The organism is Candidatus Nanopelagicales bacterium (assembly GCA_030700225.1).
In the GTDB taxonomy this organism is placed as follows: domain Bacteria; phylum Actinomycetota; class Actinomycetes; order S36-B12.
This window is the reverse complement of the sequence record JAUYJT010000020.1, coordinates 51,338-69,611: the sequence shown is the minus strand read 5'-3', so window position 1 is coordinate 69,611 and position 18,274 is coordinate 51,338. Positions and strand designations below refer to the sequence as shown.

At 66.1% G+C, this 18,274-nt stretch carries 11 protein-coding genes; 6 read left to right on the top strand and 5 right to left on the bottom strand.

Annotated elements, in window-relative coordinates:
* Positions 1 to 20 precede the first annotated feature (20 nt).
* The 3 genes from Q8P38_02700 to Q8P38_02690 all read right to left on the bottom strand — a co-directional run bounded on the left by Q8P38_02700 (position 21) and on the right by Q8P38_02690 (position 8,313).
* The gene (locus tag Q8P38_02700) at positions 21 to 2,780 is read right to left on the bottom strand and encodes a sulfide/dihydroorotate dehydrogenase-like FAD/NAD-binding protein (GenBank protein MDP4013522.1); all 2,760 of its coding nucleotides are present in this window, start codon (positions 2,778 to 2,780) and stop codon (positions 21 to 23) included.
* Positions 2,777 to 7,741 carry a 2-oxoacid:acceptor oxidoreductase family protein gene (locus Q8P38_02695; protein ID MDP4013521.1) on the bottom strand — a complete coding sequence of 1,655 codons (4,965 nt, stop codon included), beginning with the start codon at positions 7,739 to 7,741 and terminating at the stop codon, positions 2,777 to 2,779. The genes Q8P38_02700 and Q8P38_02695 overlap by 4 nt, the downstream gene beginning before the upstream one ends.
* 179 nt (positions 7,742 to 7,920) lie before the next feature.
* On the bottom strand, positions 7,921 to 8,313 hold the full coding sequence (locus tag Q8P38_02690; protein ID MDP4013520.1) for a DUF1844 domain-containing protein: 393 nt from the start codon (positions 8,311 to 8,313) through the stop codon (positions 7,921 to 7,923).
* Positions 8,314 to 8,524: 211 nt separating this feature from the next.
* Here Q8P38_02690 and infC point away from each other — a divergent pair, with 211 nt between their 5' ends.
* From infC to pheT, 6 genes are all read left to right on the top strand, one after another.
* Positions 8,525 to 9,175, top strand: a complete 651-nt coding sequence (infC, locus tag Q8P38_02685) for a translation initiation factor IF-3 (GenBank protein ID MDP4013519.1) — start codon at positions 8,525 to 8,527, stop codon at positions 9,173 to 9,175.
* 41 nt (positions 9,176 to 9,216) lie between these two features.
* A complete protein-coding gene (rpmI, locus tag Q8P38_02680; protein MDP4013518.1) occupies positions 9,217 to 9,414 on the top strand; it encodes a 50S ribosomal protein L35 in 198 nt (65 codons plus the stop codon).
* An 84-nt stretch (positions 9,415 to 9,498) separates the two neighbouring features.
* A complete protein-coding gene (gene rplT, locus Q8P38_02675; GenBank protein ID MDP4013517.1) occupies positions 9,499 to 9,864 on the top strand; it encodes a 50S ribosomal protein L20 in 366 nt (121 codons plus the stop codon).
* Between the two features lie 10 nt (positions 9,865 to 9,874).
* Entirely contained in the window at positions 9,875 to 10,726 is an 852-nt protein-coding gene (locus Q8P38_02670) for an RNA methyltransferase (GenBank protein ID MDP4013516.1), read from the top strand.
* Positions 10,727 to 10,849: 123 nt separating this feature from the next.
* Positions 10,850 to 11,953, top strand: coding sequence for a phenylalanine--tRNA ligase subunit alpha (pheS, locus tag Q8P38_02665; GenBank protein MDP4013515.1), 1,104 nt, complete (start codon positions 10,850 to 10,852; stop codon positions 11,951 to 11,953).
* The gene (gene pheT, locus Q8P38_02660; protein MDP4013514.1) at positions 11,953 to 14,457 is read left to right on the top strand and encodes a phenylalanine--tRNA ligase subunit beta; all 2,505 of its coding nucleotides are present in this window, start codon (positions 11,953 to 11,955) and stop codon (positions 14,455 to 14,457) included. The genes pheS and pheT overlap by 1 nt, the downstream gene beginning before the upstream one ends.
* Before the next feature lie 25 nt (positions 14,458 to 14,482).
* On the opposite strand, the gene Q8P38_02655 is transcribed toward pheT, so the two are convergent.
* A complete protein-coding gene (locus tag Q8P38_02655) occupies positions 14,483 to 16,477 on the bottom strand; it encodes an FUSC family protein (protein MDP4013513.1) in 1,995 nt (664 codons plus the stop codon).
* 74 nt (positions 16,478 to 16,551) lie between these two features.
* On the bottom strand, positions 16,552 to 18,177 hold the full coding sequence (locus Q8P38_02650; protein ID MDP4013512.1) for a hypothetical protein: 1,626 nt from the start codon (positions 18,175 to 18,177) through the stop codon (positions 16,552 to 16,554).
* Between the last annotated feature and the right edge of the window lie 97 nt (positions 18,178 to 18,274).

Below are 18,274 nucleotides of genomic sequence, written 5' to 3'. Positions count from 1 at the left end.
GTCCGTAGAGCCAAATTGGATCAAAGCTTGTGGCGGTCCCGGCTTCTGGCCTCTTGGGATCGGAACTGCCCGAACCTCGGCAGGAACTTGTCCCAGTCGATGATGTGCGCGTCTATCTCCGGCCCGTCGATGCAGGCGTGCCGACGTACCAGCTTCCCGTCGACGACGACCGGCACCATGCACGCTCCACACATCCCAGTCGCGTCAACCATGATCGAGTTGAGACTGGCGACGCACGGCACGTCGTACCGGAGGGACAGGTCGCTGACCGCCCGCATCATCAGCGGGGGTCCTATCGCCACAACCTCGGCCACCTGGCGCCCGCCACCCCGCTTATGGGCCTTGAGTAGGTCCTCCAATGGTCCCGTCACGAAGCCGGGGACGCCCAGGGAGCCGTCGTTGGTCGTGTATATGACATCGAGTTGCTCGCCGAACTCGGCCCGCATCTGCTCTACGCGCTCGTCTGGATCGGTCCAGAACATCAAGTCGCGGCTGCGGAAGCCGGAGATGAGAGTGACGTGGTTGCCGACCCGCAGGTGCTCGCGCATGATCGGGTAGGCAGGCGGGAGCCCCAGTCCACCGGCGGTGAAGACGACCGTCGCGTCACCCGGCTGCGGGTTGATGTCGCTGGGTTGGCCAAGCGGCCCGGCGATGCCGGTGAAAGAGTCGCCGACCAACATCTTGTTGATCTCGATGCTGCTGGTGCCCATCGACTGCACGACCAGGCAGATCGTGCCCGCCTTGGCGTCCCAGTCAGCCAGAGTCAGGGGGATCAGTTCGCCTTCGTCCCAGGGCAGGACACGCACGAACTGCCCGGCCTTCGCCGAGGCCGCGACCAGGGGGGCGTAGACCGTGAACTCAGCGATGCCCTCCGTCAGGTCGGACTTGGCGAGGATGGCCGGGGCTGAGGCCCCGAGGTCGGTGTACGTCCGGGCAGAGGCCACCATGCCGCTGATCTCACCTGGCAGAAGGTCGATCGCTCCGAGGATCTCGCGCGCGGCGGTCTGGCCGTCGCCCGCTGCGAGGATGGCGGTGGAGCCGCCTCGGGTCGCGTCACCGCCGGAATAGACACCGGGCAGCGTGGTCTCCTGAGATCCGGGATTCTCAAGGTCGATCGTGCCCCACTTCGTGGTGCGCAGCCTGGGCTCGGAGTCCTTGATGATCGGGTTGGCGTCGTTGCCCAGAGCCATGATCACAAGGTCCGCGCGCTTGACCTCCGCTTCTCCTGTGGGAACGGGCCTGCGGCGACCGGAGTCGTCGGGTTCTCCCAGCTCCATCACCTCCAGCTTCGCGGCGGTGACGAACCCGGTCTTGTCGTCGCCGAGGAACTCCGAAGGTGACCGCAGGACCTGAAGGGCGATTCCCTCCTCCAGGGCGTGGTGGATCTCCTCCACACGAGCGGGCATCTCGCTTTGCGTGCGTCGATACACGATGGTGACCTGGCCGCCGAGTCGACGCGCGGTTCGTGCCGCGTCCATGGCGGTGTTCCCGCCACCGATGATCAGGACCCGATTGCCGTCGATCTCTGGCAGGGGCGTCTCGAATTCGTCGCTCGCTCCCCGCATGAGGTTCACGCGGGTGAGGAACTCGTTGGCGGACATGACGTTGAGGAAGTGCTCGCCCGGGATGTTCATGAACCTGGGCAAGCCCGCGCCGGTTCCGACGAACACACGCCAGAATCCGGCGTCCCGCAGGTCCTGGACTGTGGCCGTCTTGCCGACGACGAAGTTCTCGACGAACCGTCCGCCCAGCATCCGGATCTTGCCCACGACGTCGTCGATCAGATCATTGGGCAGGCGGAACTCCGGAATGCCGTAGCGCAGCACGCCGCCGAGGGCGTGGAAGGCCTCGAACACGGTCACCGGGAACCCGTCCGCCGCGAGCAAGTACGCGTTGATCAACCCGGCCGGTCCTGAGCCGATGATCGCCACCGGGGGTTTGGCCGCGACAGTCCACGGGTCCGGAACTCCCGCGAATCGGCGGGCGTCGCCTTCGGGATCGACCAGCTTCTGGCGCTGGGGCAGGAACCACTCAATCTGGCCGATCTCGATCGGCGTCTTCTGGATGCAAACACCCTGGCACTGGTGCTCTTGCGGGCACACCCGGCCCGTGACGTCCGGCAGCGGATTCGCGGACTCGATCAGCTCCAGTGCCTGGCGGAACCGGCCTGTGCCCACGAGCTCGAGCATCTCGGGGATGTGAATCTTGACCGGGCAGCCGCCGTCAGGCTCCTTCCGGCCCTCCAGGAGGACGCCGATCTCGCAGGGCTTCTCCTCGCACATCTTGTCCCGCAAGGCTTCCAGCCAGACCAGGAGATCCACCTCGCGCGCTGTGTAGCCGTCGTTGACGTAACCCAAGTAGCCCTGGTTGACGAGCCCGAAGTCACTCGCGCGGGAATCCGGGTCGCGGACATACGGCGGGATGCGACTGCCCGCCGGCCAGTCTTCCGAAAGCCCGTTGAACATTGGATAGCGGTCGGAGAGCTCCCGCTCGATCCCCCTGACGAACTTGCGCTTCATGCCGAGCCGCGCGACCCAAAGGAAGCGCATCACCAAATCGCTGGCCTCACCGCCGCGCAGGAGTATCGCCCAAAGAGTCCGCACGAAATCGCCGCTGAGCTCAGGCTGGCGAAACTCCCAGCCCACGGCCTGGATTCCGTCGACGAGGAACATCTCACGAAAGGCTCGGGGATCGTGTAGGAGCCGCCGCTTGAGCAGCCCCATCCGGAGGTTCAGCGACTCTGTGGGCTGAACCTCGGCCGACTCGATCGACGTGCTCACTGGATGATCTCGGTGTCGCAGTTGGCGCGCACTCTCTCGATGCGCTTCGTGATCTGTGGTGTGATCTCCAGGCGCTCCAGGGCGCCGGGGATCATCTGGGCCACGGTGCGAGTCTCACCGTCTATGACGACCTTCACCTTGGTGAAGATCTGCGGTAGTTCCTGATAGCACGTGCCGCAGTCGTTGCAGAGCGCTTGGTCCTCGGGGTCGAGGTAGACGGGTCTCTCCGCGGTCTCAGACGTGGAGTCGGTGGCAGCGGAGCTGGCTCCCGCAGCGGCCACGCCCATTCCGAGGACGCCGAGGCTGACCGGTGCCTTGCTTGACTCTGTCAACTCGGCCATGGCGCGGGCGATGTCGTCCAGCGATGATTCCCTCAGCGCCGTCGCCTCGTCGTATTGAGCCCGCAGCGCCCGGAGGTCGGATTCGTGCAGGGCGGTCAGCTTGGCCTCGTGTTCGCCTGACAAGAACTGGAGGGTCTGCCAGTTGCGGCGCCGGTCCTCCACCAGCGCGACAATCGGCGCGGAGCAGGCGACCTTGATGAGTTGTCGCTTCTCGCTCGTGGAGTAGATGAACGGGATTCGTTGATCCCGCTGAGACACTGACATGCTGACGTACTCGTCGATGGGGGCCGCAGTGCTCTCCTCGTCGCTGGCCAGGTCCCTGAACTGCTTGGAGAACCGCACCTCGCCCAGGGCGAAGTGAGCGGGCGTGAGCGGCGTGTCCAGAAGCTGGACTTCGCCGCCGTCGTTGACGTGCTCCAGCGTGGTCGTCGTCCAGTCCTTGTCCGGGTCAGGGTTGCCGTCGATAGAGAACCGCTCGCTCAAGGAGTCACCACGGCGCGGATCATGGACGAACACCGGATTCATGCGGCTCTCGACCGCGAGGCGGGATCTCTCGTTGGACGCGGCGTCGGGGATGCCGTGTTCAGGACCGCAGGGTGTGTACACATCCATGACCGCCGGCCCGGACGTGTAGTTGAGCATCTCAACGGCGTTCGCCAGGTAGTGGCCGTGAAGAGCCGTGCTGGCCGCGCACACGAAGACGTTGGGGTGGAACGACGCGAGCAGTGCCAGCTCCTTGCGGCTCTCGTGCTTGCCGGTGCTAGCCGAGCCGAACCGAGCCAGGTCGGAGTCCTGCGCCGTGAAGCTCGATGTGGCGGCCTGGCCACCCGTGTTCGAGTACACACCCGTGTCGAGGACGAGCATCTTGATCGGGGTGTCGCTAGCGAGGATGCGTGACATCGCGCCAAAGCCGATGTCGTAGTTCGCGCCATCGCCGCCTACGGTCATGACGGCCGGCATCAGCGCCAGCTCGCGGGGCGTGAACTGGTCCCACGAGAGCATTTCCAGCTCGCGTTGATGCGTGTCCGGCTCGTAGGCGTCGTCCAGCTCCAAAGCGGCCTGGCGGAGGGCGACGACGTCGGCGACGATCTGTGAGGCCACGCCTTCGAAGATTCCCTTCGCGAGAGGCTGGGCGTCCTGGAACAGGCTGTTGACCCAGGGGTCCACGTAGCAGTTGTAGGGCATCGTCGACGCGTAGACGCTGCTGCATCCGGTGGAGTTCGCGACCACGGTTGATGACGGACCGTTTCCCGTTGGGCCGCTTTCAAACAGGAACAGCCGCTTCTCAAGGGTCGCGATGATAGAGGTGATCCTCTCGCGACGCTCGGTGTCGTCGATCGAGTCGAGCTTGGCGCGCAGCTCGTCCAGTAGCGACTCCAGTTCGCGAATGTGGGCGGCGCGGCGGGACTCTCCCAGCGCGTGGCTCGTCGCGAGCAGGAGCCGCAGGGCGGTCACCTCTCCGCAGCCGCGGCACGCGCCGTGGCCTCCGGTGATCGCGTAGTAGTTGGACCGGTCCAGCATCAGGCGCTTGGTGTCCCCGTCCGGCTCGGTGGCTCCGTCCAGGAAGCGCGCCGGGGTGTTCGGAAGCTTGGTGTAGAACTCGAACCGGTCTTCCAGCGTCTCCATGAAGCTGTCGTCCTGCTCGCGCTCGGTCAACGCGATCGGGCCGCAGACGTCGACGCACTCCAGGCAGCCGGTGCACTTCCAGGGGTCGATCGTGGCCGAATACAGGCCTCCCGTTCCGGGGGCAGCCTTCTCCGGGGCGTCGAAGAAGGGCCGCGTGCGCGCCACCGGGAACGCAGCGAGGACGTCGGCAAGCTTGGCAACACCGTCCGCGATCTCGGCGCCGCCGTCGGCGGCCGCTTCGGCCACGACCTCGTGGAACGGCCGGTCGGCGCTGTCCGCGAGGTAGATCTCGCGGACCCTGTCGGCCAAGCCGGGAACGCGCTTGCGCAAGGCCTCGCGCGCTCGTTTGGTCGTGTCGATCTCATCGATCCCCGCTAGCAGTAAGTCAGCGATGTCGTGAACGAGGTTCGGAATCGCGGCGTCCGGGCATGCGAGGGCGCATTCCATGCAGCCCGTGCACGCCGCTGGGTCGAAGCTCGGGACGTCACGCCGGAAGAGGCCCTTATCCTTGTCGATCGCGCTTCCAGCGGGCATGAACAACCCAGCGCCGGGAAGCACAGGAGCCTCCCCGACGGTGCCGTCCCGGAAGGACCTGCCAGCGATCTGGTCGTAGTAGGCCGTGTCGAACAGAGCGCTGGTGGCGGATGCGCCAGGGCACATCGACGCTGATAGGGCCACAGTCCGAAGGTCCGTGCCGCCCCTTGGTTCGGAGTCGATCGCGACGAGGGATGGCGCGTCATAGTCGACGACTTCAGTCGCGTGCACGGCGTCGCGGATGACCGCCATGTTGCCTTCCACGACGGCGTCACCCTTGGAGCCGAACTTCTTCAGGATCTGAGCGCGCACCTTCGCCAGGACATCTTCTGCGGGGGCACCGCGGGACACTCGGTCGATGTGCGCCACGACCGCGCCAATGAACGCCATGCCCATCATCCGCGTCTCGAGATCGGGCGTCGGGGCATGACTGCGGGCCACGCTGAACGCGTCCACAACCAAGAAACGGATCTTCTTGTTGCGGATTGTCCTGCGGGCGTAGCTGGGAAGTCCCGCCCAGGCCTGTTCCGCGGACACGTTCGACTGGAGAATGAACGTGCCGCCCTCAGTGAGCCCGGACAGCGGGTTCGTGTGCGCGAAAACCTTGTGGTCGGGGGAGATGACGACTTCGACATCCTCCAGGGAGGCGTTGCTGATGAGAACAGGCTCGGGGCTCAGCGTGATGTAGTAGTTGGTGGGAGCGCCGCTCTTCTCCGACCCGTACTTCGGCGCTGACTTGGAGTGCATCCCGAGGACGCCCGCGAGGATGTCGGTGAGCAGCTTGCCGGTGGCGATCGTGCCGTAGCCTCCCACCGAGTGGAACCGGATGCGCATCGCGGATGGGGGCAGCAGCACTGGGTTGGGTTCGGATTCCAGCGCCATCAACTCGGTCTCGGGGTACGCGGCCCGCAATCGTGACTGGATCTCGGCCAGACGCGGGTCCGGGTCCTTCGAGAAGAACTGGGAGCCCAAGTAGATCAGCGGAGCGCCAGCGCCATCGGCCACATGCTTGAAGGCCGCGATGATGTGCCGGGGCTGCACGTCGTGCCCGCCCAGGCCGAAGATCGCCGTTGTGAGCCGGGGGACAGCCTCGATAGTGGGGAGGCGGTCGGACTGTGAGCGGCCTGGGTCGGCGAGAGCCTTGAACAGTGCTTGTTCTACTAGTGATGTGAGCGCCGTCTGGTCGGAGCGTTCAAGGACGATCACGGCCTTCTTGCCCTTGAGCGCTTCCACGATCTCGTCATCCGGGAAGGGCTGGAGCAGCTTGACCGCGATGTGGCCAGCCTTGATGCCTTGTTCGCGCAAGTGCGGAAGGACGGCGCGAACGTCGTCGCTGATGGAGCCGAGGCCGACCGTGACGACATCAGCGTCATCGCACTCATACGTGTGGACGGTGGCGTACTCACGGCCCGAGAGCTCGGAGTACTCGCGCATCGCCTGACGAACCAGGTCCGGAACGGCGCTGGCGAAGTGAGTCCTGTGATCGACAGAGCCAGCCTGGAAATCCGGCTGATTCTGGACCGGGCCGGTCAAACCTGGGTTGTTCACGTCGACGAGGGCCGGAACGAGCTGGCGTGTGCCCTTCTCGTATGAGTTGACCCACTGGCGGCGCCACTGCCCGCGCAGCGCTTCGGGCACCCAGACGTCCGTTTCGCCAATCAGGTCGCCGGAGTTGTCACACTCGACCTGGTCGGCGTTGGCGTCGAGCCAAGAGGTGAGGGCGTCCACGTCTTCGAAGTCGGCCCGGTGGCGCTCCAGGTACTGCTTGAGCTGGAAGACACGCCCCTTGGCCCCGAAGAGCATTTCTTGGGCGACGGTGGGACATTGGACGCGGCCAGCCGGGTCACCCAGGTATGCGCGCAGCAGTTCGGGCTCGGGCAGCGAGGCCTCGCTGAGCATGTGGCTAGTCGTGAAGCCGTCCATCGCGTTGGCCACAGGTATCAGCGACAAGGCGGACGCTCGGTACGAGATGGCGGCCAGGTCAGCGGCCTCCTGCGGATTGGCGCCGAACAGGATCGTGTAGCCCGAGGGAAGCAGCGCGTAGATGTCGTCGTGCCCCGCCATGACGTTCAAGGAGTGCTTCGTCACCACACGCGCGGCGACCTGCAGCACGAATCCGCCGATCTTCCTGCCGGCCGTGACGTAGTGGGACTCCATCGCGTACAGCAGGCCTTGGCCGGAGGAGGCGTTGGACACGAACAAGCCGCCGGTCATGGCGGCGCCCATAGCGCCGCTTTGGGCGGAGTGCTCCCCCTCGGGCTCGAAGAAGAACGGGCGCTTGCCCCAAACGTTGACGCTCCCGCTGGCTCGAGCGGCCTCGAACAGCTCGGAGATCTCAGTCGACGGCGTGATGGGGTACCCGATGACACCGCCGCAGACGTGCCGCATCACGTGCGCGACGGCTCCGTTGCCGTGAATCACGGTCGGAATCCCTTGGTACTGAGGCTGTCGCCTAGGCATATGCGTCTCCGGGGCAGTTAAGGTGAGCTGGCTCGTCCGGTGTTTCCGTCCACGATCAGCAATACCAGCATAGGTCGCCGCGCGCCGCGGGCCAACCAGTCTCTCTCGTGTCGCGCCAGTTCCTGACAAACGCACCCGTTACGGAAGGAAGCGGGCGCTGCAACGGGCGCGTCTGTACCCTAACGGTCGCGTCTGTCAGGAACGGCCGTTCCTGCGGACTGGGGGCGGGTGTACTTCTCTCCCGGGCCGTTCCCGGGAGCGTCCGGGTGATCCTGTTGAGCTCGGAAAGCCTCCTGCAATGACTTAACGCCCTGGCGAAGCGGCAGTGTGTGCTGATTGCCCAGGAGCGGCGCGACAGCGTCGACCAGACCCGCCACCCCGCAGATCAGAATCCGCGCGTCCGCCAGATCGCGTTGCGCGTCACCGTCCTCGTACAGGCCGAGCTTCACAGCGGACGCCGTCATCAGGTCGACGGCATGAGCGCCGAGGATCTCCACCGCGCCCAGTTCGCCAAGATCGCGAACAGCGGTCAGGGCGGGCGCGTCTGAGGAGTTGTCGGCGGGCGGCTGCATGCGGGTACACTTTCACGCGACCCATCCTGGTCCGACTTCGGGGCCGGATGTGCAAGTGGAGTCGACTCCCACCCGGCGACCGGAAGGTCCGTCGAGGTTAGGTCTTAGTCGCATAACAGCGACAAAGGATCCACTTGCGCGTCTTGCCCCGTCGCTTTGGCCGTGATGGCCGAACAGCGACCAGGGAGGCAATATCAGCGTAGAGCCACGAATCAACGACCGGATCCGCGTGCCGGACGTCCGCCTTGTCGGACCGAACGGCGAGCAGGTGGGCATCGTCAGGATTGATGTCGCCTTGAGGCTGGCCCGTGAGAGCGACTTAGACCTCGTGGAGGTCGCACCGACGGGCAGGCCCCCGGTCTGCAAGCTCATGGACTACGGGAAGTTCAAGTACGAGTCGGCGCAGAAGGAGCGGGCGGCTCGTCGGAACCAGATGCAGACGTTGATCAAAGAGATGAAGCTCCGGCCGAAGATTGACCCGCATGACTACGAGACCAAGAAGGGCCACATCGTTCGCTTCCTGAACCAGGGAGACAAGGTCAAGGTCACGATCATGTTCCGGGGCCGGGAGCAGTCCAGGCCAGAACTGGGCTTCAGGCTGCTGCAGCGGCTGGCACAGGACATCGAGGGAATCGGATTCGTGGAGTACGCGCCGAAGCAGGAAGGGCGGAACATGATCATGGTGATCGCCCCCCTGCGCAAGAAGGCGGACGTGAAGACGACGAAATCCCAGCAGCGGCGGGACCGCGACAAGCGGGAGCTGGAATCGACGCCAGATCAGGACGAATCGCTGGTCGCCGACGGCGGCCCAGCGGAAGCGGAAGACAACTCGGCGGAAGTCGCCGACGACGAGACCGAGTAGGACGCGCCGGGCGCTCGGCGCACGGACGGAGAGGACGACACATGCCAAAGCAGAAGACACACAGCGGCGCGAAGAAGCGCTTCAAGTTGACGGGGTCCGGGAAGATCAAGCGTCAGCAGGCGAACCGGCGCCACCTGCTGGAGCACAAGTCGTCAAAGCGGACCAGGCGGCTGGGCATGAATGAGCAGGTCTCGCCGGCGGACAGCAAGAAGGTCAAGCGGATGCTGGGGCTGCGCTGAGGTAGTCCCTGGCGTCGACAGGACGCGGGACCCGAAGCAGCAGCGAGACAGCAGCAAGGCAGCCGCAAGGCAAAGGAGAGAGAAATGGCACGAGTGAAGCGCGCGGTCAACGCGCACAAGAAGCGGCGCGAAGTCCTGAACGAGGCCAGTGGCTATCGAGGGCAGCGGTCCCGGTCCTACCGGAAGGCCAAGGAGCAGCTCGCCCACTCGTTCGTCTACGCGTTCGACCATCGCAAGGACCGCAAAGGTGACTTCCGGCGACTGTGGATCCAGCGGATCAACGCCGCCGCGCGCGCGAACGGAATGACATACAACCGGTTCATCCAGGGGCTGCGCTTGGCGAGCATCGACGTGGATCGCCGGATGCTGGCGGATTTGGCAGTCAACGACCCGGCGGCCTTCGCCGCGCTCGTCGAGCTAGCACGCAAGGCCCAGCCCTCTGCTGCCTGAAGCGGGCCCCGTGTCGGGCCCGGATGGGGGTCCCCCCGCCCGCCGCGCAGCGGCGGGGAGGGGGACGGTTCGTTCCGACAAGGTCACAGCGATTCGCAGGCTGGCTAACCGGAGCTTCCGGCAGAAGGTCGAGCGGTTCCTCGTCGAAGGCCCGCAGGCCGTTCGGGAGGCCGTGCGATGCCGTCCAGACGCCGTGGCTGACGTCTTCGTCGCTGAAGGCGCGACCGGAGCATCGGTCGCGGTGGCCGAGGAAGCCGCGGCGGCCGGACTGGTCGTCGCGACGGTGCCTGAGCCAGTGCTGTTGGCGATGACGGAGACTGTGCATCCACAGGGGATCGCCGCGGTGTGCCGGTTCATTGACGTTCCGCTGGCTGGGTCGCTGCCAGAAGCCGCCAGGATGGCGGTGATCCTGGAGGCCGTTCGGGATCCCGGCAACGCTGGCACTGTGTGGCGCACGGCCGATGCGGCCGGGGCTGACGCGGTCATGTTCGCGGAGGAATGCGTCGATCCGTACAGCGGCAAGGTCGTCCGCAGTACGGCTGGATCGCTGTTCCACGTGCCGATGGTCCGCGACGTGTCTGTGGCGGACGCCATCGCGGCGGCGAAGGAGCGCGGACTGACAGTCCTCGCGGCGGATGTACGCGGTGGGCTGGATCTGTGGCAGGCGGAGGAATCAGGCCTCTTGGCGAAGCCGACCGCTTGGCTATTCGGAAACGAGGCACGCGGACTGACGGCTGAGGCGCTGACCCTAGCCGATCACGCGGTCGCGATCCCGATCACGGGGCGGGCCGAGAGCCTGAATCTGGCGTCCGCAGCGGCCATCTGCGTGTACTCGAGCTCGCGCTGCGCAAGCCGGTCTTGACGCCTCCTCGGCGGCCAAATCGCGATCCTGTTGGTCGCCACTCCAAGAGCGTCCTGGCGCATCTCATAGACTGCGGAGGTTCGGCCTAGGGCCCACACTCACCTGTCAACCCGGGAAAGACACATGTCCGCCAACGAAGATCTCGCCGCGCGATCGCCGCTCCTGTCACGCGAATCCGTCGAGGCCGCCGTTGATAGCGCGTTGACGGCGATCGCATCAGCGGCCAACCTCGACGAACTCAAGGCCGCGCGGCTCGCTCACGCAGGCGATCGAAGCGCCCTGGCGCTGGCCAACCGGGAGATCGGCAAGCTGGCATCGGAGGCGAAGGCCGAGGCGGGGCGCCTGATCGGGGGTGCCCGTGCCCGCGTCAAGCAAGCAATCGGTGAACGCGAACGGGGTCTGCTCGCCGAGCGTGACGCCCGTGTCCTCGTGGAAGAGGCCGTTGATGTGACGCTGCCGTATGACCGTGAGCCCGTCGGGGCGCGGCATCCCTTGACGACCATCCAAGAACGACTGGCGGACATCTTCGTGGCCATGGGCTACGACGTCGTCGACGGGCCGGAAGTCGAAACCGAGTGGCACAACTTCGACGCGTTGAACCTGGGCCCGGATCACCCGGCGCGCTCAATGCAGGACACGTTCTTCGTGGAGTCGCCGGATTCCGGTGTCGTGTTGCGGACGCACACCTCGCCGGTCCAGATCCGAACGATGCTGCGCCAGCAACCGCCGATCTACATGGTCGCGCCGGGGCGCGTGTTCCGCACCGACGAGCTCGACGCGACGCACACCCCAGTGTTCAGCCAAATCGAAGGACTCGCGGTCGACCGCGGCATCACGATGGCCCACCTCAAGGGCACGCTGGATCACCTAGCGGGATCGCTGTTCGGCGAGGGGCTCAGGACCCGGCTGCGGCCGTCGTACTTCCCGTTCACCGAACCAAGCGCGGAGTTGGACCTGGAATGTTTCGTCTGCCGCGGTGAGTCGGTCGGGAGCCCAAGCGACCCGTGCCGCACCTGCGGCTCCGAGGGCTGGATCGAGTGGGGCGGATGCGGGATGGTGAACCCCCGCGTCCTTCGCGCGTGTGGGATAGATCCCGAGGAGTATCGCGGCTTCGCCTTCGGGATGGGTCTGGAGCGCACACTGATGTTCCGCCACGGCATAACCGACATGCGCGACATGGTCGAAGGCGACGTAAGGTTCACGCTGCCGTTCGGGTTGGAGATCTGATGCGCGTTCCTGTGTCCTGGCTACGCGTCTACGCGGCAGTTCCGTCAAGCGAAACCGGGCGGGACATCGCCCACCGATTGATCGCCGCCGGGCTCGAGGTTGAGACGGTTGACGTCATCGGCGGGGACGTCAAGGGGCCGCTGGTTGTCGGCCGGGTCCTGGGGATCGAGGAGCTGGTCGGACACCGTAAGCCCATACGGTTCTGCCGGGTCGAAGTCGGCGCGGCGCACGGCCACCCCGATACCCCAGGAGTCCGCGACGTCATCTGCGGCGCGTCGAACTTCGCGGTCGGTGATCTGGTTGCTGTGGCGCTGCCGGGATCAGTGCTGGCGGGAGGCTTCGAGATCGAGTCCCGCAAGACCTACGGCCACGTATCCGACGGAATGATCTGCTCGGCCGCAGAAGTCGGCCTCGCCGGGGACCCAGCCGGGATCATGGTTTTGCCTTCCGACGCTGGAACGCCTGGCGATGACGCTGCCCCGCTGCTGGGACTGGGCGAGGAAGTCCTCGACATCGCCGTGACCCCCGACCGCGGGTACGCGCTGAGCATCCGAGGCGTCGCCCGCGAAGCCGCGATCGCGTACGACGTGCCATTCGAGGACCCAGGCACGGTGTTGTCCGAGCTGCCAGTGCCCGCGGAGGGGGAACCTCATCCTTGCGGCACGAAGGACCCGACTGGATGCGACCTGTTCACGTTGCGCACGATCAAAGGCTTCGACCCGTCCGTTCCCACGCCGCTGTGGATGTTGAGACGGCTCGAAGCCTGCGGAATGAGGTCCGTGAGCCTGGCCGTTGATGTCACGAACTACGTGATGCTCGAAACCGGTCAGCCGCTTCACGCGTTCGATTTGGACTCGCTGCGAGGACCAGTGCGTGCCCGCCGCGCCCACCTGGGCGAGAAGCTCGAAACCCTCGATCACGTCGAACGACTGCTTGACCCCGACGACATCGTCATAGCCGACGACCGGGGGGCGGTTGGGCTGGCCGGCACGATGGGAGGTCTCGACGCGGAGATCACCCGGGAGTCTACGAACCTCGCGCTCGAGGCGGCTCACTTCAGCCCGCGGGGGGTCGCCCGGATGTCACGGCGGCACAAGCTGTCAAGCGAGGCCTCGCGTCGGTTCGAACGTGGCGTAGACACCACGCTCGCCCCCTACGCCTCCGCGAAAGCGACGGCGCTGATGCTCGAACTCAGCGGCGGGACCTACCTGGGCATGACCGGCGTGGAGACCGGGCACGAGGAAGTGCGGATAGAGATGGCCGCCGGGCTGCCGGCCGAGGTCGCCGGCACGCCGATTGATGGATCGGTGGCGGCGGATCTGCTCGGCCGGGTTGGCTGCGAGGTCGCGGTCACCGGGAACACGCTTGTCGTGACTCCACCGCCTTGGCGCCCGGACCTGACAGACCCCTACGACCTAGTTGAGGAAGTTGTCCGCCTCGTTGGGTATGAGCACGTGCCGTCAGTGCTCCCAGCGGTACCCGCTCAGCGGGGCTGGACGCGCGATCAGCGGCTCCGGAGGCGCGCGGGCATAGCCCTGGCGGGGGCTGGATACGTTGAGGTGCCGGCGTACCCGTTCATGGGCCAGGCGGATTTCGATGTGCTCCGCTTGCCGCCCGATGATCTGCGGCGCCGCGCGGTTCGCCTCGCGAATCCGCTCAGCGATGAGGCGCCGTTGCTGCGCACGACGCTGCTGAACGGACTTCTGGCGTGTGCGCGGCGGAATCTGAGCCGGGGCTCCGATGACTTGGCGCTGTTCGAGCAGGGGCTGGTGTTCCTCGCCTTGGATGGCCCGTCGGCCGGATCTGCGGGTCGCCCGGACGTGTCAGCGCGCCCGTCCGAGGCCGAGCTGGACGAGCTGGATGGTGTACTCCCGGACCAGCCCCGGCATTTCGCCGTAGTGCTGACCGGGTTGCGCGAGCGCGCCGGCTGGTGGGGTCCGGGGCGTACGGCGTCGTGGGCGGACGCGATAACGGCGGCACGTGTGATCGCGGTCGCTGTGGGATCTGAGATTGACGTCGCGGCGGGCAGCGATCCGATGTTCCATCCCGGCCGGTGCGCGGCTCTGAGCACCGGTGGCACCGTGATCGGAAGCGCGGGGGAGCTGCATCCGCAAGTGATCGCAGCGGCGGGATTGCCAGCCCGGACTTGTGCGATGGAGATGGATTTCGACGCGCTGACTAGCGCCGCCGTGGCGGTCGTGCCCGCCCCTGTGGTCGGCACTATGCCGGTCGCGAAGGAGGACGTTGCTCTGGTCGTCGACGCCGACGTGCCCGCAGCGGCGGTGATGGCCGCGCTAGCCAGCGGGGCGGGTCCGCTGCTTGAATCAGTGCGCCTTTTCGACGAGTACTCCGGGGAGCAGATCGGCGCTGGGCGCAGATCGTTGGCGTTCTCGCTGCGGTTCCGCGCCCCGGACAGGACGCTCACGGCGGCGGAAGTGGCCGAGGCGCGCAACGGCGCCGTCGCCGCGGCCGAGGTGGCGCTGGGCGCCGTGCTGCGCAGCTAGGGCGCAGACTGCCCTCCCCAGCGAATCAGATCGAGCGGGGCAGCGTCGACATTCCTGAGTCCAGCGCATCTTCGATCGCCGCCAGAGGGGTAGTCGCCGGACCCTTAGCCTTGGTTGCCTGCTGCACCGGCGACCGAGCTGGCACGACCCCAGTGGCGCTGACGCTGTGCAATCTGTCAGACACGTTAGCGAATGCCGCCAGGGCCGCGTCCAATTCCGGACTAGCGGTGTCGGCGACTCCATCGGCAAGGTCGGCTCCGTAGAGCGAGACGTTGTTGAGCTCGCGCAGAACCCGCTGCCCAACCTGCGGGTGGAGGCCATGTCCGGACGGCTCGGCCCAGACTTGGTCGAGCTGCGCCGCCGCCTCATACCTGAGCTTGTTCGATGCGGCGACGACGACGGTCAGGTCGCCCTCCGGGGCCCCATCGCGGATGAGGATCAGGGAGGAACGGACGGAGTCAGCCAATGCGGCCAGCTTGGGTGCCAGATTGGGAGCGGAACGCTGCGGGGCGATCATCGCCGCCACGATGACGAGAGCACCGCCAATGAGAGTATCCACGGCTCGGAAGAGAACTGGCCTGTCGCCCGGACCAATCAGAATCTCGATAGTCAGCACCGCGAATACCGTGATGAACACAACGGCGACGCCGTAGTTGGCTGGCATGAACAGGTATATGCCGACAGAGGCGGCCCACAGAATGAGGATCGAGAAGGCGGGGGTAGGGGCAAGGTCGAGCACAAGAGCTGTGACGACCAGGCCGAGCATGGTCCCCGCGACCCGTGACATGGTCTTGTAGATCGTCGCGGAGTACCCGGGCTGTGTGATCAGCGCGACGGTAAAGGCGATCCAGTAGCCCAGGTCGGGGCTTATAGCCATTCCCAGAAGCGTCGCGAGCGTGAACGTTATCGACAGGGGGATAGCTTGGCGAACGACGGGCGAGGCCATTCCCAGTGCCAGCGGCCGTGTCACAAGAGCGCCGCTTGCCGAGTAGCTGCGCAGCGTCGCTTGAGCGCTTGGCCGGTGCAGAGCGACTAGGGACGCGATCGCGTCGTCGAGCGCGCGGTCGATCTTCGATCTATCCGGCCTGACCCTGGGCTCGACACTGGGACTAGCGAGAACCGAAGCCACCGCGTCCGTGGCCGCCTTCACCTGTCGGCGCATGGAAACCGCTCGGCCGATGAGCAGGCAAGCCGTCGCCGCCGCAGTCACATATGCCGTCGGCAGGGGGGTGCGGGAGGTCGCTGACGCTCTCTCGGAGGTGCCATGGGAGTCGGTGGGCGTGCTCCTCTTCGGATTGCTCACAGTTAGCGTTCTTCGGACGATGTTGGCGTCTATGGCCAACGCCAGTAAGTCGTCACGGCCCGGAGCGCCTGGGGGTAGGTCCTCGGCGCGGCGTAGTGCGGAACTGGTCGCCTCGGTCAACGACGGGGACAGCAGGGATGGGCCTTCCGGCATCGCGGCGCGGCCAATCATGCGCCACGCGTCGCCCACGGGCGAGAATGCTTGTCCGGGGCGACGCAGGAGCCAGGCCGACAAGGTGACGGCGAGTTGGAAGGCCCCGCCGAGAGCGAAGGCGGCCGCTGCCCAGACGGCGGACGCTACCGATTCCGGGGCTGCGGCGAAAGCGGCGAAGACCGCCAGCGCGATCGCCGCCGCGTGGCCAAAGCGCGGACCCCAGGCAGTCGATAGCCCGCAGCCGAGGGCGACTACCGCCGCCGCGGCCACGTGCCAGCCAACCGAAAAGCTTACGATGCCCGCCACGAGCACGACCGGCGTCATGACGCCGAGTCCCATGAGCATGGTTTGAACGCGGTGCCGATAGGCGTCGCGCTCATCGAGCATGCCGATCAGTAGGGCGCCAAACGCGGGCGTGGACGCCGACGCCAGATCGCCCATGACCAGGCCCGCCAGGAAGCAGAGAGCCACTGGCGTGCTGCGTGTTAGGGCGAGCCCTGGGTGGATCGCGTCGCGATCGAAGCGCAGGAGCCGTGCCTTGAGGGCCTGAGCCCGCGACGCCATGCGGGGATCATCTCAGATCGCGATGGCATAGTCCGGGCAAGACGAGGAAGGCGCGGGCCGGGACAATCGGAGCTCTAGCGTCGATAGCCGCGGGTCTTGAGGTACTTCGTGTACGAATCGGTTAGGGGCGCCTTCAACGTGATTGTCGTGGCCCCCCATTGCCCTTTCGTGCGGATGCGCAGTTCATGCGTGATTGGGCAGGATCTGAAGCCGCGTCCGTAACCAGCTTTGCCCGTCGTGGTCGCTTCCTCTCCAGGGGCCTTGCAGACCAGGTCGTACTTGCTCTTGTTCGCTACGACCTTGACGCCCACCAGCTGCCCGGCGTTGGTCTGGCAACCCAGATCCACGAGCGTGCGACGGCCCGATGCGGGCAGCTTCTTCGGCAGCGAGGCGCACTTGGCGACGGGGTGCTGCTTGTACTTGCCGTAGACGCGTGCGATGCGGTTCACGTGGCGCCTGCCGCCAGCGTGAGTGAAGCCGCCGGTCAGGAGGATCTTGCCGTTGGCCTGCATCGCCACTGAGGAGCCGAAGTTGTTCAGGCCGCCGCTGTCGCTGATGTTGGTGTTGAACCTCGTGTCGGGCGTGCCGTCGGCGTTGAACCGGCCGACGTGGAGCACACCTTCGCCACCCACGCTGAAGAAATCACCGGTGACGGTGATCTTGCCGTCAGCCTGTGCCGCCACCGAGGCGCCATCACCGCCCAGGCCGCCGTTGGCGGCGATGACGTTGTTGAAGGCAACGTCTGGCGTGCCGTTAGCGTTGAACCGAGCGATGCCGTTCGTGGCAGCACCACCGGCGGCTGTGAACTCGCCCGTCACCAGGATCTTGCCGTCGGGCTGCACTACAACCGATCCGCCCCCTTCGTTCAGCCCGCCATTGACGGTGATGTTGTTGTTGAAGGCAGCGTCTGGGGTGCCGTTGGCGTTGAAGCGAGCGATGCGGTTCGTGAGCGCTCCGCCGGCCGCTGTGAACCAGCCAGTGACGACGATCTTGCCGTCGTCCTGCACGGCCAGAGACGATCCGGTGTTATCGAGCCCGCCGTTGGCGACGATGTTGTTGTTGAATACCGCGTTTGGCGTGCCGCCCGCGTTGAAGCTCGCGATGCGGTTCGTGAGCGCTCCGCCGGCTGTCGTGAACCAGCCCGTGACGACGATCTTGCCGTTGTCCTGAACCGCCAGCGACCGGGCCGTCTCGTTGAGTCCGCCGTTGGTGTTGATGTTGCGGTTGAACTTCTTGTTCGGCGTGCCGTTGGCGTTGAACCGGGCGATCCGGTGAGTGGTGTTGCGGCCAGCCCTCGTGAAGGAGCCCGCCGTCACGATTCTGCCGCTGTTCTGCAGGGCTACCGAGGCTGCCCAGCCGTTGAGTCCGCCGTTGCTTCCGATGTTGCGGTTGAACTTCCTATTTGGCGTGCCGCTGGCGTTGAACCGGGCAATGCGGTGGGCCTTGGTGCGGCCGACTCGGGTGAAGTCCCCGCTGACTACGATCTTGCCGTTGTCCTGAATCGCCAGCTCTGAGCCCTGGCCGTTGAGTCCGCCGTTCGTGTTGTTCGAGAAGCTGGTGTCGAACCGGCCTGGGCGCCCCGCGGCATTAGCCGGGGCTGCGCCAGAGATGAGCAGTCCAGCCGCCACTAGAACACCTGATGTCAGTCCGGCGAGCAGTTGGCTCGACTGCTTCCGCTGCGCTGGGTTAAAGAGGTTCATGTGAAACAAGCTACACGTCCAGGCTTGGTGACGCTCGCGCATCGAAGCTGCTTCACCGACGCCCAACCTTCACCAGGTCCGGGCCCTCGACTGTTGC